This is a genomic window from Thalassospira sp., assembly GCF_030690045.1.
Lineage (GTDB): Bacteria > Pseudomonadota > Alphaproteobacteria > Rhodospirillales > Thalassospiraceae > Thalassospira.
Window position 1 is genome coordinate 67,044 of sequence record NZ_JAUYHK010000014.1, and the last position, 25,904, is coordinate 92,947.

Annotated in this window: 21 protein-coding genes; 8 read left to right on the forward strand and 13 right to left on the reverse strand. The window is 55.3% G+C overall.

Annotation, left to right across the window (positions count from 1 at the left end; translation table 11 throughout):
- Positions 1-196 precede the first annotated feature (196 nt).
- Positions 197-1,879, forward strand: coding sequence for an energy-dependent translational throttle protein EttA (gene ettA, locus Q8O73_RS10805; protein ID WP_305558167.1), 1,683 nt, complete (start codon positions 197-199; stop codon positions 1,877-1,879).
- 122 nt (positions 1,880-2,001) lie between these two features.
- On the opposite strand, the gene Q8O73_RS10810 is transcribed toward ettA, so the two are convergent.
- Both Q8O73_RS10810 and Q8O73_RS10815 read right to left on the reverse strand, forming a co-directional pair.
- The gene (locus Q8O73_RS10810; protein WP_305558168.1) at positions 2,002-2,655 is read right to left on the reverse strand and encodes a phospholipid-binding protein MlaC; all 654 of its coding nucleotides are present in this window, start codon (positions 2,653-2,655) and stop codon (positions 2,002-2,004) included.
- Complete coding sequence (locus Q8O73_RS10815; RefSeq protein WP_305558169.1) at positions 2,652-3,440, reverse strand: VacJ family lipoprotein; 789 nt, start codon at positions 3,438-3,440, stop codon at positions 2,652-2,654. Before Q8O73_RS10815 ends, Q8O73_RS10810 begins: the two co-directional genes overlap by 4 nt.
- 318 nt (positions 3,441-3,758) lie before the next feature.
- Here Q8O73_RS10815 and Q8O73_RS10820 point away from each other — a divergent pair, with 318 nt between their 5' ends.
- The 4 genes from Q8O73_RS10820 to metH all read left to right on the forward strand — a co-directional run bounded on the left by Q8O73_RS10820 (position 3,759) and on the right by metH (position 9,479).
- Complete coding sequence (locus Q8O73_RS10820; RefSeq protein WP_305558170.1) at positions 3,759-4,718, forward strand: metalloregulator ArsR/SmtB family transcription factor; 960 nt, start codon at positions 3,759-3,761, stop codon at positions 4,716-4,718.
- A 69-nt stretch (positions 4,719-4,787) separates the two neighbouring features.
- Positions 4,788-5,690, forward strand: a complete 903-nt coding sequence (metF, locus tag Q8O73_RS10825) for a methylenetetrahydrofolate reductase (RefSeq protein ID WP_305558171.1) — start codon at positions 4,788-4,790, stop codon at positions 5,688-5,690.
- A gap of 22 nt (positions 5,691-5,712) precedes the next feature.
- The gene (locus Q8O73_RS10830) at positions 5,713-6,777 is read left to right on the forward strand and encodes a homocysteine S-methyltransferase family protein (RefSeq protein ID WP_305558172.1); all 1,065 of its coding nucleotides are present in this window, start codon (positions 5,713-5,715) and stop codon (positions 6,775-6,777) included.
- Positions 6,778-6,800: 23 nt separating this feature from the next.
- A complete protein-coding gene (gene metH / locus Q8O73_RS10835) occupies positions 6,801-9,479 on the forward strand; it encodes a methionine synthase (protein WP_305558173.1) in 2,679 nt (892 codons plus the stop codon).
- A gap of 55 nt (positions 9,480-9,534) precedes the next feature.
- Here the strand turns inward: metH and Q8O73_RS10840 are convergent, their stop codons facing one another.
- The 7 genes from Q8O73_RS10840 to Q8O73_RS10870 all read right to left on the reverse strand — a co-directional run bounded on the left by Q8O73_RS10840 (position 9,535) and on the right by Q8O73_RS10870 (position 17,380).
- Positions 9,535-10,785, reverse strand: a complete 1,251-nt coding sequence (locus tag Q8O73_RS10840) for a multidrug effflux MFS transporter (RefSeq protein WP_305558174.1) — start codon at positions 10,783-10,785, stop codon at positions 9,535-9,537.
- 157 nt (positions 10,786-10,942) lie between these two features.
- Positions 10,943-12,283 carry a HAMP domain-containing sensor histidine kinase gene (locus tag Q8O73_RS10845; protein WP_305558175.1) on the reverse strand — a complete coding sequence of 447 codons (1,341 nt, stop codon included), beginning with the start codon at positions 12,281-12,283 and terminating at the stop codon, positions 10,943-10,945.
- A complete protein-coding gene (locus Q8O73_RS10850; RefSeq protein ID WP_305558176.1) occupies positions 12,280-12,969 on the reverse strand; it encodes a response regulator transcription factor in 690 nt (229 codons plus the stop codon). The genes Q8O73_RS10845 and Q8O73_RS10850 overlap by 4 nt, the downstream gene beginning before the upstream one ends.
- Before the next feature lie 91 nt (positions 12,970-13,060).
- On the reverse strand, positions 13,061-13,675 hold the full coding sequence (locus tag Q8O73_RS10855) for a nucleotidyltransferase family protein (RefSeq protein ID WP_305558177.1): 615 nt from the start codon (positions 13,673-13,675) through the stop codon (positions 13,061-13,063).
- Complete coding sequence (locus tag Q8O73_RS10860; protein WP_305558178.1) at positions 13,672-14,667, reverse strand: XdhC family protein; 996 nt, start codon at positions 14,665-14,667, stop codon at positions 13,672-13,674. The genes Q8O73_RS10855 and Q8O73_RS10860 overlap by 4 nt, the downstream gene beginning before the upstream one ends.
- 76 nt (positions 14,668-14,743) lie before the next feature.
- Positions 14,744-16,915: a xanthine dehydrogenase family protein molybdopterin-binding subunit gene (locus tag Q8O73_RS10865; protein WP_305558179.1), complete on the reverse strand. Its 2,172-nt coding sequence runs from the start codon at positions 16,913-16,915 to the stop codon at positions 14,744-14,746.
- A gap of 3 nt (positions 16,916-16,918) precedes the next feature.
- Positions 16,919-17,380 carry a (2Fe-2S)-binding protein gene (locus Q8O73_RS10870; RefSeq protein ID WP_305558180.1) on the reverse strand — a complete coding sequence of 154 codons (462 nt, stop codon included), beginning with the start codon at positions 17,378-17,380 and terminating at the stop codon, positions 16,919-16,921.
- A 199-nt stretch (positions 17,381-17,579) separates the two neighbouring features.
- On the opposite strand from Q8O73_RS10870, the gene Q8O73_RS10875 reads away from it, so the two are divergent.
- Entirely contained in the window at positions 17,580-19,376 is a 1,797-nt protein-coding gene (locus Q8O73_RS10875) for a chloride channel protein (RefSeq protein WP_305558181.1), read from the forward strand.
- Here Q8O73_RS10875 and Q8O73_RS10880 read toward each other — a convergent pair whose 3' ends face one another.
- Together Q8O73_RS10880 and Q8O73_RS10885 are read right to left on the reverse strand one after the other, a co-directional pair.
- Positions 19,377-20,048, reverse strand: coding sequence for a hypothetical protein (locus Q8O73_RS10880; protein ID WP_305558182.1), 672 nt, complete (start codon positions 20,046-20,048; stop codon positions 19,377-19,379).
- A 209-nt stretch (positions 20,049-20,257) separates the two neighbouring features.
- Positions 20,258-21,004, reverse strand: a complete 747-nt coding sequence (locus Q8O73_RS10885) for a hypothetical protein (protein ID WP_305558183.1) — start codon at positions 21,002-21,004, stop codon at positions 20,258-20,260.
- Positions 21,005-21,309: 305 nt separating this feature from the next.
- On the opposite strand from Q8O73_RS10885, the gene Q8O73_RS10890 reads away from it, so the two are divergent.
- Together Q8O73_RS10890 and Q8O73_RS10895 are read left to right on the forward strand one after the other, a co-directional pair.
- Entirely contained in the window at positions 21,310-23,679 is a 2,370-nt protein-coding gene (locus Q8O73_RS10890; protein WP_305558324.1) for an ATP-dependent helicase, read from the forward strand.
- Positions 23,680-23,746: 67 nt separating this feature from the next.
- Complete coding sequence (locus tag Q8O73_RS10895; RefSeq protein WP_305558184.1) at positions 23,747-24,628, forward strand: 50S ribosomal protein L11 methyltransferase; 882 nt, start codon at positions 23,747-23,749, stop codon at positions 24,626-24,628.
- Here the strand turns inward: Q8O73_RS10895 and Q8O73_RS10900 are convergent.
- Both Q8O73_RS10900 and Q8O73_RS10905 read right to left on the reverse strand, forming a co-directional pair.
- Positions 24,625-25,371, reverse strand: coding sequence for an SDR family oxidoreductase (locus Q8O73_RS10900; protein WP_305558185.1), 747 nt, complete (start codon positions 25,369-25,371; stop codon positions 24,625-24,627). The two genes, Q8O73_RS10895 and Q8O73_RS10900, sit on opposite strands and share 4 nt — an antisense overlap.
- Positions 25,372-25,570: 199 nt before the next feature.
- Positions 25,571-25,759 carry a hypothetical protein gene (locus Q8O73_RS10905; RefSeq protein WP_305558186.1) on the reverse strand — a complete coding sequence of 63 codons (189 nt, stop codon included), beginning with the start codon at positions 25,757-25,759 and terminating at the stop codon, positions 25,571-25,573.
- Between the last annotated feature and the right edge of the window lie 145 nt (positions 25,760-25,904).

Below are 25,904 nucleotides of genomic sequence, written 5' to 3' on the forward strand. Positions count from 1 at the left end.
AGGATAATCGGTGGGGTGGTGATATTTTTGGTTTGGCATCCGTTGGGATAGTATCGGGTCGCCAGTGGTTCAGGCAGGCTGTACACAGCCATGCTGTCTTTGCCGTTGTTTGTCGGGGGCGCCTCGGTTACAAACGGGCAACCGCATATGCGCCCCGGATCATCGGGGCCAATCATCACTTCGGATGGGGAATTTAATGGCATCCTACCAGTATATTTACGTCATGAAGGACCTGACCAAGGTTCTGCAAGGCGGTCGCGAATTGTTCAAGGGCATCACGCTGTCCTTTTTACCGGGTGTGAAGATCGGTGTTCTGGGGAACAACGGCGCGGGTAAATCGACCCTGCTGAAAATCATGGCCGGGATCGAAAAGGAATATGGCGGCGAAGCCTGGCCGGCCGAAGGTGTCCGGGTGGGGTATCTGGAACAGGAACCGCATCTTGACCCGGCCAAGGATGTTCTGGGCAATGTCATGGAAGGTTGCGGTTCGGTTGTGGACGATCTGGCGCGTTTTAACGAGATCAGTGCGCGCTTTGCCGAACCGATGACCGACGATGAAATGAATGACCTGTTGGCCGAACAGGGCGAATTGCAGGAACGTATTGACGCCGCCAATGGTTGGGATCTGGAACGCACCCTTGAAATCGCCATGGATGCGCTTCGCTGCCCGCCCAAGGATTCGGATGTGACCAAACTGTCGGGCGGGGAACGCCGCCGGGTTGCCTTGTGCCGCCTGTTGCTGTCGAAACCCGATATGCTGCTGCTTGACGAACCGACCAACCATCTGGATGCGGAATCGGTGGCATGGCTGGAACGCCATCTGGAAGAATATGAAGGCACGGTTGTTCTGGTCACCCATGACCGGTATTTCCTTGATAATGTGACCGGCTGGATTCTGGAACTGGATCGTGGACAGGGCATTCCGTACGAAGGCAATTATTCGTCGTGGCTGGAACAGAAACAGAAACGTTTGGCCCAGGAATCCCGTCAGGAAGGTAACCGCCAGAAACAGCTTGCCGAAGAACTGGACTGGATCCGGCAGAATCCCAAGGGCCGTCAGGCCAAAAGCAAGGCGCGTGTCCGGGCTTATGACGATCTGGTCGCTCAGGCCGCCAATGCGGTGCCCGATTCCACCAAAATCGTTATTCCGATTGCCGAACGCCTTGGGAACGAGGTGATCACCGCCGAAGGCCTGACCAAGGCGTTCGATGACAAATTGCTGTTTGATGATTTGCATTTCCGCTTGCCGCCGGGCGGGATTGTCGGGGTGATCGGCCCGAACGGGGCGGGTAAAACCACCCTGTTTAAAATGATCACCGGGCAGGACAAACCCGATTCCGGCACGTTGAAAATCGGCGAAACCGTCAAGCTGGGCTATGTCGATCAGTCGCGTGATGCCCTGGACCCGAACAAGACGGTCTGGCAGGAAATTTCCGATGGTCTGGACGAAATCGTTCTGGGTAAACGGGTGATGAATTCCCGTGCCTATGTGTCGCAATTCGCCTTCAAGGGGGCGGATCAGCAGAAAAAGGTCGGACAATTGTCCGGCGGGGAACGCAACCGTGTTCATCTTGCCAAGATGTTGCGGACCGGTGCGAATGTCCTGCTGCTTGACGAACCGACCAACGATCTGGATGTCGATACCCTGCGCGCCCTTGAAGAAGCGTTGCTGGAATTTGCCGGTTGTGCCGTGGTCATCTCGCACGATCGGTTCTTCCTTGACCGTATCGCGACCCATATTCTGGCCTATGAAGGCAATTCGCATGTCGAATGGTTTGAGGGCAATTATCAGGAATACGAAGCCGATTACAAACGTCGGTTTGGTGATGCGGCCGACCGTCCGCACCGGATCAAATACAAGCCGTTGACCCGCGGTTGAGTGACCAAAAGGCCGTCCCGGAAGGGGCGGCCTTTTTGCTGGTTTGGGGGCGGGATCATGCCATAAAAAAACCACCCGAAACCGGGTGGTTTTAAAAAGGCCAAGACAGAAAGAAAACCGGATTATTTCCCGATTTTCTGTTTCAGGGCATCGGTCAAGGCGCTGACGCGACCGCCATTATTCTGAATGACCGAGGCAAATTCATCGCGCTGGGTGATGCCCATGCTAAGCCCCTCGACACTGATGTCGATGATGCGATATTCGCCGTCAAAATCGCGCAGGCGCCAACTGATATTGATCGGCGGGCCATCGGCGCGCAGAACTTGCGATGCGACAAAGGTGTCATTATTGTTGACGGTGGCATTGCCAACGACAAATTGTTCGCCATTGAAATTGCGGAACTGATTAGCATAGGCCAGTGCCAGATAATCTTGCAACAAATCGGCAAAATCGGCCAGTTCGGCATCCGACAATTCGCGCCAGTACCGGCCCAGAACAAACCGTGCGACCATATCCATCTTGAAATGGTCATCCATCAGCGTCACAAAACGCTGACGGCGGGTGGTGTCGTCAATGTCGTTGCCGGTCAGTTCGGCAATCGCGCGTTCTCCCAGACCTCGGATGAAATCCGAAGGGGTCCCCTGGGTGGCGGCGATTTCCGTAACGGGTCGGTCAGCGGCAAGAACACCGGATGTGCTTCCCAGCCCGGCAATCGCCAAAATCGACATGGCGACAATCAATTTACCGGGTTTGAGAGGCGATAAAATCTGGATCATTGGGCTGCTGTTACTTCCTGAATATCATCGTCAAAATCGAACGATGCGCTTTCATCATAATCGGCAGCCATCACCGGTGCGCCATTGCGAATCATCGCATTGCGGTTCTGGCGATAAAGACTGCGCAGCGCAGCATAATAGTCAATGGATGTCCGTTCAAGTTCGGCAAGCTGGTCGGCGGCACGATAACGCGCATCAATTGCCCGCATACCTATGGCACCCCAACGCACGGCATTGGTGGTGTCGCTGTTTTCAGCCGCCCATGTTACCGGGTCCATGAAATAATCGGCAACGATGCCGGTGGTATCACGCAGATTCGACGGACCCAGCAACGGCAGCACGATATAAGGACCGGCACCAATGCCGTAATGCGCAAGGGTTTGACCGAAATCTTCCTTGCGGTACGGGATGCCAAAATCAGCCGCAAGGTCATAAAAACCAAGCAGACCCATGGTCGAATTCATAATAAAGCGTTGCATCGAATCGGCGGCCTGAACCGGGTCGCCCTGAAACAACGCATTGAAAGCATTCAGCGGTTCGCCAAGATTGCGGGTGAAACTGCGCACAGAGGTCTTCATTCCCTCGGGGGCAAGTTCGCCATAGGCCATGGCCGCCGGATACAGGATGACGAAATCGACAGCCTGATTGAAATGATGAACGACCCGGTTAACCGGTTCGATCGGATCAAAATCTGTCTGGTCCTGTGCGGGTTGCGTCGATGCGCAAGCGGTCAATACCGACAGGGCGGCCCCGATGGAAAGTGCCCGTATGTTTCGCAATTTCATTATTTTTGCCAATTACTTACAAAACAACCTAATGGTCCCCAAAACGACACGTCACCCCTGATGCGATCCGGATGGCGGGTTTGCCCGCCGGGATACGCAACGCAGCACGATGGTTCGTGAACGCCACCCTATACGTCTCGCTTGTTATTTGGGTAGCATAGGGTTCGTTTAAACACCAGCAGACAAAAAATTCTCATGTCATGTTGACGGAGCAGGTGTGACATTTTTGCACTGCTGGTCCGGGAATGTGGCGTGAAGAAATTTCTTGAATAAACATAAAGATATCTTTATATCTGCATGGGAAATCAGGAGGGCGAGATGGATCAGATTCTGGCAGGATTGCGGGCTGCGGCGGAGGCAACAAGGTTGCGTTTGCTGGTGATCTGTGCCGAATGCGAACTGACCGTCAGCGAAATTACCCAGATTATCGGCCAGAGTCAGCCGCGTGTGTCGCGCCATCTTAAATTGTTGTGCGAGGCCGGGTTGCTGGTGCGGTTCCGCGAGGGTACATGGGTTTTTTACCGCACCCCCCATAATGGGCCGGGGGCGGAATTATTGCAGCCGATCCTTGCCCTGTTGCCGCTTGGGGATGAAACGCTGTCACTGGATCGCGACAGGTTGGAACAGGTCAAAAAACAGCGCGAACAGATTGCCACTGAATATTTCCGGGCCAATGCCGGGGAATGGGACCGGATTCGGTCCCTGCATATCGACGAGGCTGAAGTTGAACAGGCCCTGTTGTCCGCCGCAGGCGATTTGTCCGGCGCGCGCATTCTGGATGTCGGCACCGGCACCGGGCGTATTCTGGAATTACTGGGCCGATATGCCGAAGAAGGGGTTGGCGTGGACATGTCGCGCGAGATGTTGGCGGTGGCCCGTGCACGGTTGCAGCGCGCCGAACTGGGCAATTGTCTGGTCCGGCAGGCCGACATGTATCAATTGCCCTATCCGGCAGCGACATTTGATCTGATTACCCTGCATCAGGTTTTGCATTATGCCGAAAAACCCGAAACCGCGATTGCCGAGGCGGCCCGGTTGCTGGCCCCCGGCGGGCGGCTTGTCGTGGTCGATTTCGCCGCCCATGACCGCGAGGATTTGCGCGAAGAACATGCACATCGCCGTCTGGGATTTGATGATCCGGCAATGACCGGTTGGTTCGAGGCCGCAGGCCTGACATCGTGCGATGTGATCAATCTGCCCGGCAAACCGTTGACGGTGCGGTTGTGGATTGCGCAGGCAGCGGAACCCAAAAGTATTGCGGCCAAGGCCGCCGAATAAAGACATTCAATCAGCAGACGACACCGGGAGAACAAGACCGGGGCGGCGTCACAAGACAGGATAAAACAGATGACGGTTCAGACGGGCAGCACAGAAACGGCTTTTGGTCAGAACGACATTCGGGTGTCGTTTGAATTTTTTCCGCCGAAAACCGAACAGATGGAAGAAACCATGTGGCGGTCGATCCATCGTCTGGCCCCGTTGAACCCGTCCTTTGTGTCGGTGACTTATGGTGCGGGTGGATCAACCCGCGACCGCACACACAGCAGTGTGACCCGTATTCAGCGCGAAACCGGCATTCCGGCGGCGGCCCATCTGACCTGTGTCGGTCATACCCGCGACGAAATCGAACAGATCGCCCGGACATATTGGGATGAAGGCATTCGCAGCATCGTGGCCCTGCGCGGCGATTTGCCCGAGGCGGGCGGACGTTATATTCCAACACCGGGCGGATACCCCTATGCGGTTGATCTGGTTGAGGGGCTTAAAAAAATTGCCGATTTTGATATTTCGGTTGCGGCCTATCCAGAAACCCATCCCGATGCGCCCAGTGCCGAATTTGAAATCGATTATCTGAAACACAAGATTGATGCCGGGGCCAGCCGGGCGGTGACGCAGTTTTTCTTTGATAACGATGCTTTCCTGCGGTTTCGCGATAAATGCGCCAAGGCAGGCATTACGGCTCCGCTGGTGCCGGGTATTTTGCCGGTGACCAATTTTGCCACCTTGCTGAAATTTGCCGATATGTGTGGGGCGGGGGTGCCGGACCGGTTCCGCTGGCGGTTCGAGGGACTGGACGCAGATCCGGAAACGCGCCGAATGGTCGCCTTCCACGAAGCGATTTCACAGGTTGAAGGCCTGATCTCCGAAGGGGTGACGGATTTTCATTTTTATACGCTTAACCGCGCTGATTTGACCTATGCGATTTGCCACGCACTGGGCATTCGCGGTGCAGCGGCCCTTGCCGCATAAGATAACGGGATTGGAAAAAATCATGAATGACCGTCAGACACGCATTGACCTTCTTTATAAACGTGCGGCCGAGAAAATCCTGATTTTGGACGGGGCGATGGGCACCATGATCCAGAAACACAAACTGGACGAAGCCGATTATCGCGGCACCCGGTTTGCCGACTGGAAACAGGATGTGAAGGGCAATAATGATTTGCTGTCCCTGACCCAGCCACAGATCATCAAGGATATTCATTCGCAATATATTGCCGCCGGGGCCGATCTGAACGGCACCAATACTTTCAGTGCGACGACGATTGCCCAGGCCGATTACGGCATGGAAGAACTGGCTTATGAAATCAATTACGCCAGCGCCAAACTGGCCCGCGAAGCCTGTGACGAATGGGAGGCCACCCATCCGGGTGATGTGCGTTTTGTCAATGGTGCCATCGGGCCGACCAACCGTACTGCGTCGATTTCGCCCGATGTCAATAATCCCGGTTATCGGGGTGTGACCTTTGACGAATTGCGGATTGCCTATAAGGAAGCCGCCAATGGTTTGCTGGATGGCGGGGCGGATACGTTGCTGGTTGAAACGATTTTCGATACGCTGAACGCCAAGGCGGCATTGTTTGCGATTGACGAGGTTCTGGAAGAACGTGGTGAAAAAGTGCCGGTGATGATTTCGGGCACGATCACCGATGCGTCGGGTCGCACCCTGTCGGGTCAGACGACTGAGGCGTTTTATAATTCGGTTCGTCATGCGCGGCCGTTTTCGATTGGCTTGAATTGCGCATTGGGTGCAGAGCAGCTTCGCCCCTATGTGGTTGAATTGTCGCGTATTGCCGAATGCCGGGTTTCGGTTTATCCCAATGCCGGATTGCCCAATGAATTTGGCGAATATGACCAGACCGACAATGAAATGGCGGCTTTGGTCAGGGAATGGGCGGAAAAGGGTTTTATCAATCTTTTGGGGGGATGTTGTGGCACCACCCCGGCCCACATCAAGGCGATTGCCCATGCGGTGAAGGATTGCAAGCCGCGCCTTGTCCCCAAATTAACGCCTAAAATGCGCCTTTCGGGCCTTGAACCCTTTGAAGCCGCTTGAGCCGAGAGAGATCGAAAACAGCGATGACCGACATTTCCAGATTCATCAATATCGGCGAACGGACCAACGTTGCCGGGTCGATCAAGTTCAAAAAGCTGATCGTCGAGGAAAATTACGAAGCCGCCCTTGATGTTGCCCGTGAACAGGTCGAAAACGGTGCCCAGATCATCGACATCAACATGGATGATGCGATGCTGGACGCCGAAACCGCGATGGTGAATTTCATCAATCTGGTGGCGGCCGAACCCGACATTTCCCGTGTGCCGATCATGGTTGACAGTTCCAAATGGAACGTGATCGAGGCCGGTCTGAAATGTTTGCAGGGCAAGGGCATCGTTAATTCGATCAGTCTCAAGGAAGGCCCGGAACCGTTCATCCGGCAGGCCAGACTGTTGCGCCGGTATGGGGCGGCAGTGGTGGTCATGGCGTTTGACGAACAGGGACAGGCCGATACGGTTGCGCGCAAAATTGACATTTGCGAACGCAGTTATCGCATTCTGGTTGATCAGGTCGATTTTCCGCCCGAGGACATTATTTTCGATCCGAACATCTTTGCTGTCGCCACGGGTATCGAGGAACACAACAATTACGCCGTTGATTTCATCGAAGCCTGCAAGCTGATCAAGGCCAGACTGCCCTATGCGAAGATTTCCGGCGGGGTATCGAATGTGTCTTTCTCGTTCCGGGGCAATAATCCGGTGCGCGAAGCGATGCATTCGGTGTTTCTGTACCACGCCATTCAGGCGGGTATGGATATGGGCATTGTCAATGCCGGGCAACTGGTGGTCTATGAGGAAATCCCGGCCGATCTGCGCGAACGGGTCGAGGATGTGATCCTGAACCGTCGCCCGGACGCCACCGATCGACTGCTGGAAGTCGCCGATAAATACAAGGGCGATGGCGGGCCGGAGAAAAAGGTTGATCTGGAATGGCGCGGCAAGCCGGTCAATGAACGCCTGAAGCATGCGCTGGTCAATGGCATCACCGAATTTGTCGAAGACGACGTTGAAGAGGCCCGCTTGCAGGCGGAAAAGCCGCTGGATGTGATCGAAGGCCCCCTGATGGACGGCATGAATTTTGTCGGAGACCTGTTTGGTGCGGGCAAGATGTTTTTGCCCCAGGTGGTCAAATCGGCACGGGTGATGAAAAAGGCGGTCGCCTATCTGATCCCGTTTATCGAGGCGGGTCAGGGTGGCAAACGCGAAACCAACGGCAAGGTTTTGATGGCGACGGTCAAGGGCGATGTCCATGACATTGGCAAGAACATTGTCGGCGTGGTGTTGCAATGTAACAATTTCGATGTGATTGACCTTGGCGTTATGGTGCCGACCCAGAAGATTCTGGAAGTCGCCAGACAGGAAAAGGTCGATATGATCGGGCTTTCCGGCCTGATTACGCCGTCTTTGGAAGAAATGACCTATGTCGCCGCCGAAATGGAGCGTGAAGGTCTGGACATTCCGCTGTTGATTGGCGGCGCGACGACATCCAAGGTCCACACGGCGGTTAAAATCGCCCCGAATTACAGCAAGCCGGTGGTCTATGTCATCGATGCCTCGCGTGCCGTTGGGGTTGCCAGCAAGTTGTTGTCAAAAACACAGGGCAAAGATTTCGCTGCCGAAACCCGTGCGGAATACGAAGCCATGGCCGAACGCCATGCCGCCCAGCAGCTTGAGAAAAAGCGATTTACCATCGAAGCGGCCCGCGCCAACAAGGTGCCGATTGATTGGGCCGCGTTTGAACCGGTGGTGCCGGCCCGTCCGGGGATCACGGTGTTTGACGATTACGATCTGGCCGAACTGGTGGAACGGTTTGACTGGAAACCGTTTTTTGAAACATGGGAACTGCATGGCCGGTTCCCTGATATTCTTCAGGATGAAAAAGTCGGCGAAACGGCGCGGTCCCTCTATGACGATGCGCAAAAGATGCTGAAACGCATTATCGTTGAAAAATGGTTCAAACCGAGTGCGGTGATTGGTCTGTGGCCTGCCAATGCGGTGGGGGATGATATTGAAGTTACCCCGGCCCCCGATCAGAATGAACCGGTGATGTTGCGCACCCTGCGCCAGCAGATGTTCCGTGACAACAACAAACGCCCCAACCGCGCACTGGCCGATTACATCGCGCCCAAAGACAGTGGGAAGGTCGATTATATTGGCGGGTTTGTTGTTACCGCTGGGCCGGAAGTCGAGGAAATTGCCAAAAAACTTGAAGCCGACCATGACGATTACAATGCCATTTTGGTCAAGTCGCTGGGCGACCGTTTTGCCGAAGCCTTTGCCGAACGTATGCATGAACGGGTGCGCAAGGAATTCTGGGGCTTTGTCCCGGACGAGGCACTGAGCAATGCCGATCTGATTGGCGAAAAATATCAGGGTATCCGCCCGGCACCCGGTTATCCGGCCTGCCCGGAACATACCGAAAAACGTACCTTGTGGCAGTTGCTGGATGCGGAAAACACCGTCGGGGTGCGCCTGACTGAAAGTTGCGCCATGACCCCGGCATCGTCGGTTAGCGGATTTTATTTTGCCAATCCCGATGCCAAATATTTCGGCCTTGGCAAGATCGAACGTGATCAGGTCGAAGATTATGCCAGACGCAAGAGCATGACTTTGGCCGAGGCCGAACGCTGGCTGGCACCGAACCTGAATTACGAACCGCGTCATTATGACGAAGGCGGACCGTTGGCCCGGCAGGCTTCCTGACCTATCAAAAACCCCGCCAGTTTCGTCTGGCGGGGTAAGAGACATTCTTGACCGGTCAGGGTTGATGCGTGGCGTGGAACAAACGACCGCGTTCGATGATGGCGATGATGATCAGGGTCAGTATTCCCAATGTCAGATAGCCCGCCACCAGCGGGATGACGGTGCCGTTAAAGGCCTGTCCGATGATACCGCCCGCAATTACGCCAATCAGGGTGCTGTAAACCCCGATTACCGAGGATGCCGTTCCGGCAATCGCGCCAAGCGGTTCCATCGCCAGCGAATTGAAATTCGGCATGGTCAGGGAAAAACAAAACAGTGTGACCGTCAGGCCTATGCCAAAAACCGGCAGTGGCGGCACCCCGTCAAAAACCAGCGCAATCACCAGATTGATCAGGCTGCCGGTACACAGGATCAAAAGCCCGCCCTGTGACAGTTTGTGCATGCCGACCTTGCGCACCAGCCGGGCATTGACAAAGGACGAGACGCTCATGGCCGCAGCGATCAGGCCAAATACCAGCGGAAACCAGATGCCAAGCCCGTAAACCTCGGTTTCAAAAATCTGCTGGGCCGAGCCGATATAGGCCATCAGGCAGGCAAACATCAGCCCCATCGCTGTGCTGTAACCCAGGCTTTGGCGGTTTGTGATGGTGGTCAGCATGTCGCGGCCAATTCGCCGTGCCGACAATTTGTGCCGGTATTCCGGATGCAGGGTTTCGGGCATGCGCAGCCAGTGCCAGATAGCAACCATCATGGAGAGAACCAGCGTGCTGACAAAAATCATGTGCCAGTTGCCAAGGGCGAGAATCAGGCTGCCGGATGCCGGGGCAAAGACCGGCACCACGATGAAAATCATCATGATAAACGACATCACCCGCGCCATTTCGCGGCCATCAAAACAATCGCGCGTAATTGCCATCACCAGAACACGGGGGGCGGCAGCCCCCAGCCCCTGAACAAACCGGGCAATCAGAAGATGTTCAAAACTGTCGGCGAAAATTGCCATCACGGTGCCGATGCCATAGATCAGCAAGCCTGCCATCAAAACCGGTTTACGGCCAAAACTGTCGGCCAGCGGGCCATAGACAATCTGCATTACCGCAAAGCCGATCATGAAAACATAGATCAGCATCTGGACATCATTGCTGTTGGCAACGGCATAGTCCGCCGCAATCGGGCCAAAGGCCGGCAGAAGATTGTCAATCGACAGCGCGACCAGACCAATTGTCAGGGCCATCAGGGTAACAAATTCGACGAAGGCTGGCACAGGGCGGGAAGGGCCCCGTGTCGTGGTGTGACTTGTGGTCATTTATAGAAAATCCTGAATGTCAGAATGGGGTCGCGTGATAGCGGCCTGTTTTGCCAGCAGAATGCGTCAGACTGGGGGGAAAGATCAATGACGGTTTTTTGAATTGTCAGGACACGTCTTGAGTCTCTTAATCAGAATGACATGCTCTGGACCATTTCTAATGAACCGTAATCCGTTCGGGTTCGGCTTTGACCAGTGTGTCCGGGCCGGGGTCAAAGGTGACAGACATGCCTCCGTCAGATAGCGGGGTCGGAATGCAATCCCAATCCAGCCGTTTGCAGATGCGCCGGACAAGATGCAGGCCGATGCCCTCGCCCTGCGGGGTGCGGCATTCGCCATTACAGATATTGTGCGTATTTTCGACGGTCAGAACAGTGCCGTTCAGTGTGATGGTGACCTGTCCCTTTGGTGTGTGTTGAAAAGCATTGCGGATCAGGTTGGAGACAACAATCATCAGGGCGGCACGCGATGTAAAAATCATCGTGTCGGTCTGATCGGGGATAAAAGTGCAAGTGACGTTTTTGCCATCCGTCAGATAGGACAGGTCACTGATTTCCTGTTCGACGAAGGCCAGAAAATTGATCTTTTCATTTTCGCCGTTAGGTGCATTTTCGCGACCCAGCCAGAAAAGCGTTTCAAGCAATTGCTGCATATTGCGGTTGGCGCGTTTAATCCGGCCCAATGCACGCGATTGTGTCTGGTTGAGCGGGCTTTTTTCCATCAATTCGACATTGCCTGAAACGATGGTAATCGGGGTGCGCAGTTCGTGACTGGCCTGACGGAGGAATTCACGTTCGCGCGCGACGAACTGATCGATGCGGCTGAGTGATTGATGCAGATCGCGGGCCACGTCATTCAGTTCTTCAAACCCGAAATCGGGGATTGGCTCGGACAGTTTTTCAGCGGTCAGTTTGTTGGCCCATGATTGCAGGTTTTCCGATGGTTTGGTCAGGCGCTTGCCAATGACCCACAGAAACCATGCAAAGATACCGACAACCGCCAGGGCAAAGGGAATCGACAGCATCGCCAGCATACGAAGACGTGTGAAATAAATGCTGTCTTCATAGCCAGCCTGATAGGTCTGCAAAAGCAGGATTTCGCTGCCATTGCGGAGTTCATAGGGAAAGACAAGAAAAAGCGGATTTTGAGGATGTTTCTGTTTGGCATATTTGTCTGTGTCGAGATAGACAAGCTTGCCTGTTTCGAGGTCACCGGGCGAGATCAGTGCACGTAATTCACCCGGCAGATTTTCAAAACGGGTGAAGGTTTCGAGATTGAAACCGCTGGGCAAAGGTGTGTCAGGATTTGTGGCAAGTTCGGCGTCATATTGTTCGGCGATGGCCTGAAGCTGGAAGGATGTGACCATCCTTTTGCCGTACATCATGTAGAAATTGACCACAACCGTATAAAGTACGAGCGTAAGCACCAGTCCCAGCAGGACGTAATTACGGACAAAGCGTGAAAAGGATCTGGTTTTCGGTGCACAACAGGTTTTCATGACGATTGCTCGCGAAGGGCGACGCCCTGGCCTGGAATTGTATGGATCAGATTTTGTTCAAACGGTTTGTCGATCCGGTGGCGCAATTTGTAAAGATGCGTTTTAAGCGCATTAGTATCGGGCGGGTCCCCTTGCCACAGGGCCATGGACAGGCGCGAGCGCGTTACAACGCGCGGACTGTTTTGGGCCAGAACTTCCAAAATCGTCCAGCCGGTCGGCGATACATTGATGTTTTGTCCGGAACGGGTTACTGAACGGCCTTCAAAATCGATCACAAGGTCACGAAGGGTGAACCGTTTGACTTCGCCACTGCGGCGGCGTGAGAGAACCCTTGTGCGCAGCAGAAGTTCCTGAAGCTCGAACGGTTTGACCAGATAGTCATCCGCCCCGGCAAGGAACCCTTCGACTTTGTCATCAAGGGTGTCGCGCGCGGTCAGCATCAGGACAGGCGTGTCGATCCCTTCGTCGCGCAAGGCACGACAAACACTGATCCCATCGCGAAAGGGCAGCATGATGTCCAGCAGGATGACGTCATATTCACCGGTCAGCGCCCGCTGATAGGCGGTTTCCCCGTCATAGGCATGGTCGCATTCAATCCCTTCAATCGTCAGATAGTCGCTGACGGTTGCGGCGATATCCATGTTGTCCTCGACCAGAAGGACCATGATATTTGCTGTTGCTTTCATTCACGTCGTCTTTTGCCTGCCGGGTGTCCAGCATGCCGCAATTCCGGTTTGCGGTCAGCCCAAAACATGCGGGACTCATCATATAGATCAGTCATGCCTTTTGCCTGTGAAACGCAACCAGATCATCGCGGGTATCGATATCGCAACCGGCATTTGGCATATCCATACCGATGACATCATACCCCGAACCATTCAGGATAGTACGGGCACCGGTCCGGCCTGAAAGGTTGGCCAGTACATCAAATAAATGTGACGGGAAGATTGCAGGGACACCAAAACCGTTCTTGTGGCGGGTGGCGGTGATGGCATGACCATCAAATGTTGCAATGAGTTTTCGATAATCGGTTGCGCAAAGTTGCACCGGATCGCACAGGGTAATCAGCACCCCGTCATATCCGCCGCGATTATTGATTTCGGCGATGCCGGACACAATCGAACTTCCCATGCCAGAGGCCCAGTCTTTATTTGTAATGACCCGTCGGGACGGGCCAAGTACGGGAATGATTTCATCGGCAAAGGCACCCAGTACGACAAACAGATCAAGCCCGGATATGGTGTCCAGCACATCCATGCAGTGGCAGATCATCGGTTTACCGCCTATATCGGCAAGTTGTTTGCGTCCGCCAAAACGCGCACTTTCACCGGCCGCCAGTATCAGGGCGGCCAGACGCGGTGTTTGCGGGGAAGGCGCGTTGTTCAGGGTCATTCAGCCGCCTGTGCCATGGCCGGGGCGGCAAGTTGTTTGTACAGGGCGGCATGAATGCCCGATAACATCGAAAGGGCAATGCTTTCGGGCAATTGCCCCCCGATATCAAGTCCCGCCGGGCTTGATATGTCAAAGGCCAGATCCGCACGATGGATCCCGGCATGATGCAAGACATCGTTGAAACGATGACGGGGCCCCAAAGCCGAGAGATGCCGGATCGGGGCATTGCAAAGAACTGCAAGCGCACCGGCATCAATGGCGACACTATGCGCCATCAAAATCACCGCATCGATTTTCTGATCGGTAACGTGTCTGGCAAGGGTGTCATCAATCTTGCGCAGGATGGTATCGGCACGGGGAAAATGTTCGGCGCGGGCATTGGCGGCACGCGGATCAACAAGTGTGGTTTTCCATCCCATTTCATGGGCGATATTGATGACCGGGCGGGCATCCATGCCACCGCCAACCACCAGAATATGGGGTTCGGGGCAGATTGGCGTGACCAGCCATTCGCCATCTGCGCGGGTTTCAATATGGGCGGGGGAAGGTGCCGAAACGTTTCCGGAGCGAAAATGGCCAACAACATCGCCAATCTTTTGGACATAAAGGCCGCCTTCGCGCTGTTGCAGGGCGTGATGCAAATCCGAAAGACCCAGATCATTGGTTGCCGTGATCGGTTGGAGCATGATGTAAACCGCACCGCCGCAGCCCACACCAAGTTTGAAGGACAGATCATCCTCGTCCGTGCCGTCATAGACCAGCATGACAGCCTTTTGGGTCAGCATCGCCTTGCGGGCATTGCGGATGATGTCGGCTTCAAGGCAACCGCCACTCAGCAATCCGAATTGTTGGCCATGCCCATTGATCAGCATCATCGCCCCGGCCTTGCGATAGGCCGATCCTTGGGTGCGATAGACCGTACCCAAAACCCATTGCGTGACATCGCGGTTGGCGTGCCAGACATCCAGCATTGCAGAGAGTTGGTTGCTCATCATTTGTTCCCTTCAAGGGAAGTCCTGCCCGGAGGACGCGGGAGGGGGGAGAATTTGGTCCCCCGGGCAGTATGCCTTACACGAAGTCGAAACCGGCCCTGGTCATGGGGAGATCCATGATTCGCGTTCCGGTTTTGGCAAAGATGGCATTGGCAACAGCCGGAGCGGTCGGGGGAACACCCGGTTCGCCAACGCCAGTCGGTGCATTGTTCGACTGAACAATCGCGACTTCGATTTCTGGCATCTCTTGATTGCGCAGTAATTCATAATCCGGGAAGTTGTATTGATCGACTTCCCCGTCAGTCAGTGTGATTTCGTTGCGGAAGATTGCTGAAAGGGCAAAACCGGCCCCGCCTTCCATCTGCGCACGGATAACATCGGGATTCACGGCAACCCCGCATTCCACGGCCATGAACAGCTTGTTGACGTGGACAGTCGTTTCTTCGACCGTAATATCGGCAACAACCGCCACACAGGTATTGAACGAATAGTGGCTTGCAAAGCCGCGTTGATCCCCTTCTTTCCAGCCGGAAATTTCGCGCACCAGTTTGATCGCTTCGATCATGCGGGCCTGATTGGCACCACTTGGATCAAGCATAGCAAGGCGCATTTCAATCGGGTCCTGACCTGTTTCTTTTGCCACCATATCCATCAGGCTTTCCATGACAAACCCGGTATGGCTATGCCCGACCGAACGCCACCAGTTGATGGGGACGGCTGTTTTGAAATCGCTTAGTCCGATGCCAAAATTCGGGATGCTGTACAGACTTTCCGAGACGCCTTCGACAGAGGTCGGATCAACGCCGTTCTTCTGCACCATGCCTTCAAACGGGCCGCCTTTGGCAATGGATTTGACGGCGGCGCGATGATCCCAACCCATGATCTTGCCATTGGCATCAAGGCCGATTTTCGCCCTATGGGCCGACATGGGACGATAATAGCCGCCCTTGATATCGTCTTCGCGGCTCCAGACCAGTTTGACCGGAACCTTGCGACCCGATACCGCATAGGCCATTGCGGCCTCTACATTATAGTCGGAACTTGCATTGGCCCGGCGACCGAACGAACCACCGGCATATAGCGTTTTGACTTCGACCTGCGACGGATCAAGGTCAAGCGCGGCGGCAACCATCGGCTGGGTCAAGGTCGGGAACTGGCAGCCGTCATGGACGCGCACGCCATTTTCGGTCGGCTCGATCACGCAATTTTCCGGTTCCAGTGGCGCGTGGGCCAGAAACGGAAAGGTGAATTCTGCATCAATCGTTTTGGCGGCTTCTGCAATCAGCGGGGCAACAGAAGCCAGCGGGACTTCGTGGTTGGCATCAAATTCAGGTGCGTCAAGCAGGACCTTGTGATCGGCGATCATGGTATCTGTGCTGCGCGTTTCAGCCTGACTGAAATCCCATTCGACGGACAGGGCATCACGGGCCTGAAACGCCGCCCATGTGTTTTTGCCAAAAGCAACAACGCCTGCCTTGTTCGGCAGGGTTTGTGCTGCGATAAAGCCCCCGACTTCCTTGGCGGCACTATCGTCAAAGGAGACAACCGTGCCTCCGAATTTGGGGCTGCGCATGATCACGGCATAGATCATGCCCGGCAGATTGACATCCATTGCGAACATTGCCGTGCCATTGGTTTTACCGGAATTGTCCTTGCGGTGCAGTTTGTTGCTTCCGATCAGTTTGAACTGATCGGGTGTTTTGACCATTGGTTTTTCGACCGCCTCAAGCGTTGTGGCAATAGCCACGAATTCGCCGAAATGACCGGAATTTCCGCCGGATGTCAGGATGCCGTTTTCAACGGTGATGGTGCTGGCATCAACATCCCATTGCCGGGCCGCAGCACGCACCAGAATATCCCGCGCAGCAGCACCGGCTTCGCGGTATTGCATGAACGAATTTGCAATCGAGGTGGAACCGCCGGTTCCCTGCGCCCCAAAGAACAGGTTGGCGTACCGGTTATTGTCAGAGGGGGCAAAATCGATCTGCACACGATCCCAGTCGGCATCAAGTTCTTCGGCAACGAGGGTGGTCAGACCGGTGGTTGTTCCCTGACCCATTTCAAAATGCTTGATGATGACAGTGACCGTGCCGTCGGCATCAATTTTGACAAACGGATTGAGATCGGTTGTGGCCGCGGCAGAACTGCCAGCCGCCAAAACGCCTTTGGTGTTCAAACCAACCAGAAGGGCGGTTGTGCCTGCGGCTGTTGCCTTCAGGAAGCCGCGACGCGAAACAGTGATTGTCATGGCTCAGGCCTCCAGCTTTTCAGATGCCAGCTTGATGGCTTCGTTAATGCGGACATAGGTCACACAACGACAGGCATTGCCGTGCATGTAATCCTTGATTTCCTGATCTGTCGGTTTCGGGTTTTCATTCAGAAGGCCAATGGCCGACATGATTTGGCCGGACTGGCACCAGCCACACTGGACCACATCCTTTTCGCGCCATGCAGCCTGAACCGCTTGGGCAATCTTGTCGGTTGCACCTTCGATGGTGGTGATTTGGACATCGACCGCATCCTCGACAAAGGTCTGGCATGATCGGGTCGGATAACCATCCACATGCACGGTGCAGGCACCGCAATAGGCAACGCCGCAACCAAATTTGGTGCCGGTAAGTTTCAATTCGTCGCGCAGAACCCAAAGCAGCGGGGTGCCGGGTTCGGCATCAACGGTGCGGGACTCTCCATTGATCGTAAGCTGATATTGCATGACCGCCTCATCTCTCTCTTTTGGCTTTGTTATGCCTTATCGTTGGTCAAAGGCGGGTAACCGACGGGTAAACACCCGGCAAAGGTCCATTTTATGCAAAGGGGAACCATCGACCTTTGAAAAGCTTTACCTTTTATTGGCAAGGCTTTGGCATGATGATGGTCTTGTGGTTTTTCATGTTTCGTAACGGATCCTTGTTTTGGCCCGGAATCTGCTGAAATCAAATATGCTGGTTGGTCATTTGCGGCGTATTTTGCGCAGTGAACAGCTTGTGTTGTCGATCCTGGCCCTTGTCGTTGGCGCGATGGCCGGGGCGGGCACCATCCTGTTTCGCGAAGGATTGTTGCTGATACAGGGACTGACATTCGGGTCGGCCCGTGAATCGGTGCATGGATTTCTGGCGACTCTGCCCGCATGGCATCTGATTTTGGTGCCGACGCTGGGCGGGTTGTTTGTCGGGTTGTTCATCCATTATTTTCTGCCAGGGAAACGACCGCACGGTGTGGTCGATGTGGTTGATGCCGTGGCATTTCATGATGCGCGGATGTCGTCCCGGTGCGGGGTCAAGGCGGCCTTTGCCAGCATGGTGTCGCTGGGCACCGGGTCATCGCTGGGTCGTGAAGGACCGGTGGTCCATATGGGGGCGACATTCGGGGCGTGGCTGGCGCGGATTCTGCATTTGCGGCGCGGGGCGTCGCGCACATTGTTGGGTTGTGGCGTGGCATCGGCGGTGGCGGCATCCTTCAATGCGCCGATAGCCGGGGCGCTGTTTGCTCACGAAGTGGTGCTGGGTCATTATGCCATTACGGCCTTTGCGCCGATTGTCCTGGCCTCGGTGACCGGCACCATCATCAGCCGGTTGTTTTATGGCAGCGATGTCGCCTTTTTGATTCCGTCCTATCGCATCGAATCCTTTCTGGAATTTCCGGCCTTTGCCCTGTTGGGGGTGATGGCGGGCATTTGTGCCATTCTGGTGATCCGTTCGATTCCGGTGGTGCGCGGGGTTGCCGGATGGGCGCGGCTGCCGGGCTGGCTGCAACCAGCCATTGCCGGGGCTTTGGTCGGGATTGTTGCCATTCGCTATCCGCAGATTGTCGGGGTGGGGTATGGCGCGATGAATGATGCGCTGTATCAGGCTTATTCCTGGTCATTTTTGATGGAATTGCTGTTTGCCAAGGCGGCAATGATTGTGGTGTGTATCGGGCTTGGTTTTGCGGGCGGGATTTTCAGCCCGGCCCTGTTTCTGGGCGCGATGCTGGGCGGGGCATTCGGGGTGACGGCTACCGAAATTTTCCCGCATCTGTCATCGGGCCACGGGGCCTATACGCTGGTCGGGATGGGGGCGGTGGCCGCCGCCATGCTGGGTGCGCCGATTTCCACCACCCTGATCATATTCGAACTGACCGGCGATTATCAATTGACGATGGCGGTGATGGTGGCCTCGGTCGTGGCATCGGTGATTGTCGATCAAAGCCGCCACGGGTCGTTCTTTGCCTGGCAGTTACAATGCCGGGGTCTGAATACGCGCTGGGGCCGCGAGGTCAATCTGCTGCGGACGATGAAGGTCGCCGATATCATGGATGAAAAATACCAGACGGTTACCCTGTCCGAAGGTATTCCGGCTATTCGCGGCAAACTGGTCGATGCGCCGTATGGCGAATTGTTTGTGATCGATGACGGCGGCCGATTGCATGGTACGATCACGCTGGCCGATTTGCGTCATGCGGCCTTTAATCCCGATATTGGCGATGAAGTTACCGCCGGGCAGGTGGCGCGGATCAAACCGCCGGTTTTGCTGCCCGATGACAGTATCGAAAGTGCAATCAAACTGATGGAACAATCGGGCGAAGAACATTTGCCGGTGATTTCCAACGCCGAAGACCGGCTTGTGGTCGGCTTTGTCCATGAAAAGGACGCGATGATGGCCTATCACCGCGCCCTTCTGGAAATTCAGGGCGAAGAACGCGGCGATGCGCCGCCCAAACTGTTTAACTGATCAGGCGGCGTCCAGCGATGCCATCAGTTGCGCCATTACCTTGGTGCCAAGGCCGCTTTGGTCTTCACCGCTGCCATTGCCAGCCATGCGTTCTTCAAGGCTGACTACGCCGTCTTTGTTGGTATCAAGCGGATCATAATTTTCCGAAGAACTGCTGCTACTTCCGCCACCAGATGTGCTGCTGCTGTCATCCGATGATGCAGGCGGTGCGGGCGTTGCCGACATTGCAGTGGTAAAACTGGCTTCATCCATGCTTCGGGCATCCGAACCGGCGATTTGCGACCACAGGTTTTCAGCCTGTTCATCACTAACATCATCCGGCTTTCCGGCCAGAAATTCTTCTTTGGTCAGGGTGCCATCGGCATCGGTATCAAGCGAGGCAAACATGTCTTTTGCAAAGGAGGATTCGCTGTCGCTATCGGTGGCGCTGCCGGAATCGCTTTCCTGCAAGGCCAGCAGGGCGGCCTTCAGGGTTTCTGAAAGCTGTTCGGTGGAGGTAAGGGCGGTGTCGGCGGCGATTGTGGTGTCGCTGCTGCTGGTTGTGCCCGATGATGTATTGCTGTCAAAGGCGGAAATGCCTTCGATCGCTTCGATGCCCGAACTGCTTGTGGTGCGCTGACTTGCCAGAATTTGTGCAAGGCTGCTGCTGCCGAGGCTGTCGATGCTGCTCATGACGATATGCTCCTGTCTGCCTGCGGGGTCTTTTGCCGGGCGCTTGGGGAGCCCGGCAAAAGATGTCAGGCCGACGGATTGCTTAGGGGGACACACCGTCGGCTATCTGTTCTCACGGACAGGGCAGGAAAAACTGGCGCAGAAATTTTAAAATGTTTTCAATCCTCACCCCGGAAACGCAAATATGTGTTCCCGGGGTGAGATCATGTTCAGGCCGCAGCGGCAAGGTTGCTGGCTTGCGTCATACCGCCGGTGGACATCAATTGTGCCATCAGGCGGTTATCAAGATGAACCGCAGATGAATTGTTGCCGCCCTGTTTCTGGGTGGAATCCGCAGGGTTCAACGTGGCGCTGGTAGTCTGTGCTGTCAGCAATTCCACCAGACTGACCGTACCATCCCGGTCGATATCAAGCGGGTGATATTGCTGTTCTTCCTCTTCCTCGCCAGACACACCGTCAAGACCGGCAAGGCTGTCTTCTTCAGCCGCATCGGATGAAGCGGCGGCGGGCGGGCGCAATGCCATGGCCGTCAGGAAATCATTTTCCCCGATGGAGGTGGCATCATCGCCTGCCATCCGGTTCCACAGATTTTCGGCCTGTTCATCACTGACACCATCGGGCTTGCCTGCCAGGAATTCTTCCTTGCTGAGCAAACCGTCGCCGTCGCTGTCAAGATTTGCGAACATGTCACGGGCATCAGGCAAACCGTCGGATTTGTCCGTGTCGTCGCTTTCCTGAAATTGCAACATGGCGACCCGCATGGCTTCGGAAAGCTGTTCGGAAAAGCTGACGGCATTATCCGAACCGGATGTTGCCGTCGTATATTGCGCCCCGGATGCGGCACTTCCTGCGCCAAAACCTGCGATCTCTTCGATAGCACCGAGGGCGGTTGTCCCGGAACGCTGGCTTGCATAAATCTGCATGCCGGAACTCAGAGAACTGATACCACTCGTCATTCGATATCCCCTATAAATCAAAGACACGAAACCTGATCAGACCGGACATCACCCGCATGGCCAAGGGCATGATTTGCCGGGATAACGTACCGGTTCGTCAGGCATCCGAAATCCAAGCAATTTTCAAACCAGTTGGGGCTGGCAGGTGGTTTGACAGGGGCAAGGGATTGGAAAGTGGTTATAAAGCAGGATGAAGTCAGTCCACCCGGCATTTTTTACCGGGTATCGGGTAACCCGTTTTTGTTGCCTCAAATCGCAATCGCGTACTGGTTCAAGATGGCGGGCATGCTATATATGCGGCCATGATGAATGATCCTTTTGAAATTGATGAAGGCAGTGCCGCCCCCGACATGCGGCTGGATAGCGGTCCTGTTGCCGGGGACCGCCCGGCACCCGATTATCTTGCCAATCTGAATCCGGAACAGCGGGCGGCGGTGGAAACCCTGGACGGGCCGCTTCTGGTGCTGGCCGGGGCGGGCACCGGCAAGACGCGGGTTTTGACAACCCGGCTGGCGCATTTGCTGCAAAGCAAATCTGGCGCCCCGGAATATCTGCATCCGCAACAAATCCTTGCCGTGACCTTTACCAACCGTGCGGCCAGGGAAATGCAGGAACGGGTGGCAAGCGCGCTGGGCCGTCCGGTGGAAGGATGGTGGCTGGGTACGTTTCATTCGCTGGCGGCCCGGCTGTTGCGCCGCCATGCAGAGCTGATCGGTCTGAAACCGAATTTCACCATCCTGGATTCCGACGATCAGGTGCGGCTGCTGAAACAAATTCTGGATGCCGAACAGATCGATGCCAAAAAATGGCCTGCCAAGCAATTGATGGGGATTATCCAGCGCTGGAAAGATCGCGGTCAGACACCCGACCGGGTGACAGAAACCAGCGAATTTGCAAATGGGCGATGCAAGGAACTATACCGGATTTATCAGGACCGTCTTGCGGTGCTCAATGCGGCAGATTTTGGCGATTTGCTGTTGCATTGCCTGACGCTGTTTCAACAGAATCCGGAAATTCTGCGGCAATATCAGAACAGTTTCCGCTATATTCTGGTTGATGAATATCAGGATACCAATGTTGCGCAATATTTGTGGTTGCGTGCCCTGGCGATGGCGCATCACAATATTTGCTGTGTCGGTGATGACGATCAGGCGATCTATAGCTGGCGCGGGGCCGAGGTCGGCAATATCTTGCGGTTTGATCAGGATTTTCCCGGTGCCAAAGTGGTTCGGCTGGAACAGAATTACCGGTCCACGCCGCATATTCTGGCGGCGGCCTCCACCCTGATTACCCATAATGAAGGCCGTCTGGGCAAGGAATTATGGACCGAGCTTGACCATGGCGACAAGGTGCAGGTCAAGGGTGTGTGGGATGGCGAGGCCGAGGCGCGGCTGGTCGGAGAGGATGTCGAGGCCCTGCAACGTGAGGGCATCGGGGCATCGCGCATGGCTGTTCTGGTTCGTGCCGGGTTTCAGACCCGCGAATTTGAAGAACGTCTGATCACGCTGGGCATTCCTTACCGTGTGATTGGCGGGCCGCGGTTTTATGAACGCCAGGAAATTCGCGATGCGCTGGCCTATATCCGCATGGTGGCGCAACCCGATGACAGTTTGGCCTTTGAGCGCATTGTCAATGTGCCCAAACGCGGTATCGGCAAGGCAACCTTGCAGATGTTGCATCAATATTCCCGCGACCGGTCGGTCTCGTTGCCCATCGCGGTGCGGGAATTGCTGGGCACCGAGGATTTAAAGCCCAAGATGCGGCAGACGCTGGGCGGGTTGCTGGATGATTTTGATCGCTGGCGGGCGATGCTGGCGGAAAAATCCCATGTCGATGTGTTGCAAATCGTTCTGGATGAAAGCGGCTATACCGAAATGTGGCAACAGGCCCGCGAACCCGATGCGCCGGGGCGGCTGGAAAACCTCAAGGAATTGGTATCGGCGATTGGCGAGTTCGAGAATCTGACGGTGTTTCTGGAACATGTGTCGCTGGTGATGGAAAATGACCAGTCGGACGAACGCGAAAAAATCACCCTGATGACGCTGCATGCCGCCAAGGGTCTTGAATTTGATTATGTCTTTTTGCCCGGCTGGGAAGAAGGCGTTTTCCCCCATCAGCGTGCGATGGATGAAAGTGGCATCAAGGGGTTGGAGGAAGAACGCCGTCTGGCCTATGTCGGCATCACACGGGCGCGGAAACGCGCCACCGTGGCCTATGCCGCCAATCGCCGCATTTACAATCAATGGCAAAGCGCCTTGCCGTCGCGCTTTATCGATGAATTGCCTGAAGACCATATCGAACGCACCAGCGATACCGGGCTTTCGGGCGGACGTGGCGCGGTTTCGCCCGGTGCGTGGGGGGCAGATGACTGGATGAAAATGCCGTCCTGGTCCGAAAGCGGCACGGCATCAGCATCACAAGCATCCGAACGGCGTTTTGCCAGTACCGGCTGGCAGGGACGGATGCGCAGCAAGATTATTGATGTGCCGTCGGATGGGGAAAAATCCTATAATATCAGCAGTTCCGGTTCGGCGAAATACAAGGTCGGCGATGCGGTCAAACATCGCAAATTCGGCCCCGGCACGGTCCGTGCCGTTGAAGGCAACAAGCTGGAAATTGATTTTCGCGATGCCGGACTGAAAAAGGTGGTCGACAGTTTCATTTTGCCGGGCTAATCCCGGCGGATTGTTTATCAGACTATATTATCAGAATGGCGGTGTTGCCGCCCAAGCGAGAGAAGCCATGAGCGAAACCGTACGCTGCTATAATTTCACTTTCGAGATTGACGGGGCTTATGCCAGCGTCTTTTCCGACGTGCTGTATGATCATTGTGATGCCCTGTCGCATTTTGAACGACCGGGCGACCCGGATGCGCCGTGGCGGATCGAAGGATTTTCGGGCACCGAGATTGACAAGGTTGCCGTTGAAACGGCCCTGTCGCTGATGGCGGGGGCGATGGGGGTTTCTGTTCCGGTCGTCCATTATGGCAGTTACGAACCCAAAGATTGGGTCAGCGAAAATCTGCGCAGTTTCAAGCCGATTTCGGTTGGGCGGTTTTATGTGCACGGCTCGCATTGGGATGGCGATTTGCCACTGGCGAAAATCGGTTTGCAGGTCGATGCCGGTCTGGCGTTTGGATCGGGCGAACATCAAACCACCAAGGGCTGCCTGGCCGCCATCGACTGGCTGGCAAAGCAGGGCAAACGGCGCAATGCCCTTGATATGGGATGCGGATCGGGCATTCTGGGCATGGGATGTGCGAAAATCTGGCGCTGTCCGGTGATGATGGCCGATATTGATCCGGCATCGGTGCGGGTGGCGCGTGAAAACGCCAAAATCAACGGTATTTCCGATCTGGTTACGGCCCTGCATTCCAACGGTTTTGCCGATACCCGCATTCGCCATGCCGGGTTTTACGATATTATTTGTGCCAATATTCTGGCCCGTCCGTTGCGCCATATGGCCCGCGATTTAACATCAACGCTTGCTGATGGCGGCGTTGTGGTGTTGTCGGGCCTGTTGTCGCATCAGGAACAGTTTGTTCTGTCAGCCTATCGCGATGTCGGACTGAACCTGATCAAACGGTTTCCGGTTGAAAACTGGACGACGCTGGTGGTGGGTTAACGTCCACCCGATACATCAATAATCGCGCCGGTCACAAAGGATGACTGGTCGCCGACCAGCCAGATCACACTGTCGGCGACTTCGCGAGCCGTACCGGCGCGACCCAGCGGGCAGGTCGGGCCCAGTTCGTGGGCGCGATCCGGGCGGCCGCCGCTGGCATGAATGTCGGTATCGATGATGCCGGGGCGGATGGCGTTGACCCGAATGCCTTCGGGGCCCAGTTCACGGGCCAGACCAATGGTCATGGCATCTATCGCCCCTTTGCTGCCCGCGTAATCGACATATTCGCCAGGCGATCCCAGCCGGGCGGCCATCGAGGACATATTGACCAGTGTTCCGCCTGCGCCACCCCGGCTTTTTGACATATGGCGGGCGGTTTCGCGTGCCACCAGATAGGCCCCCAGAACATTGGTATCAAAAACCGATTTCATGCGGGCGATGTCCATATCGGCCAGTCTGGCCGCCGGGGCGACGATCCCGGCATTGTTGACCACCGCATCAATACGGCCAAAACTTTTAATCCCGGCGGCAAAAAGGGCGATGACATCGGTTTCGGATGTCACGTCACAGCGATGCGAGATAACCTTTGCCCCGGCCTGTTCGCAGGCGGTGCGGGTTTCCTGTGCGGCGTCGGGATTGCCGACATAGCTGAAAATGATGTTCCAGCCCTGCTGTGCGCATAGAAGGGCGGTGGCGCGACCGATGCCGCGTGAACCACCGGTGATCAGAACGGTTTTGGACATTTTCGCATTCCCCATGATGATCTATGTTTTACCGATCATGGCAGGGCGATGCCGGTTGCGCAAAAAGAAACGGCCCCGCTAGGGAAGCGGGGCCGTTTCAGAGGGAAGAAACAAAAAAATCACGAAGATTGTGAACCTCAATCTCGCGAGCCATCAATCACGCAGCAAAAAACGGTCGGGCGGGAACTGATCCGTTGTTTCAGATGCCGCGAACGGCTTCACTGTCCGGACTGGTCATCAATTTGGCGTCAGACCCCAGTTGGGCGGAACCTGTTTCAAAGCCGAGCGCAATACGTTCCTTTTGGGAAAGGCACTCAAGGCCGTCATAGGCTGTCTGGCGACGACGCGATTGATGAACACTTTGGGCAGTAATCGGAAAACGGACCACCGAGCATTTTCTCCTGCAAATTAATGTCCCGACTGGACATTTTTTTGTCACTTCCCTGTCATAATAAAAAATCGTTAATTTGTGCATTGCCAGTAATGCAGGGCATGCATACCTCCTGAACATGGCTTGGATATATCCATGCAGA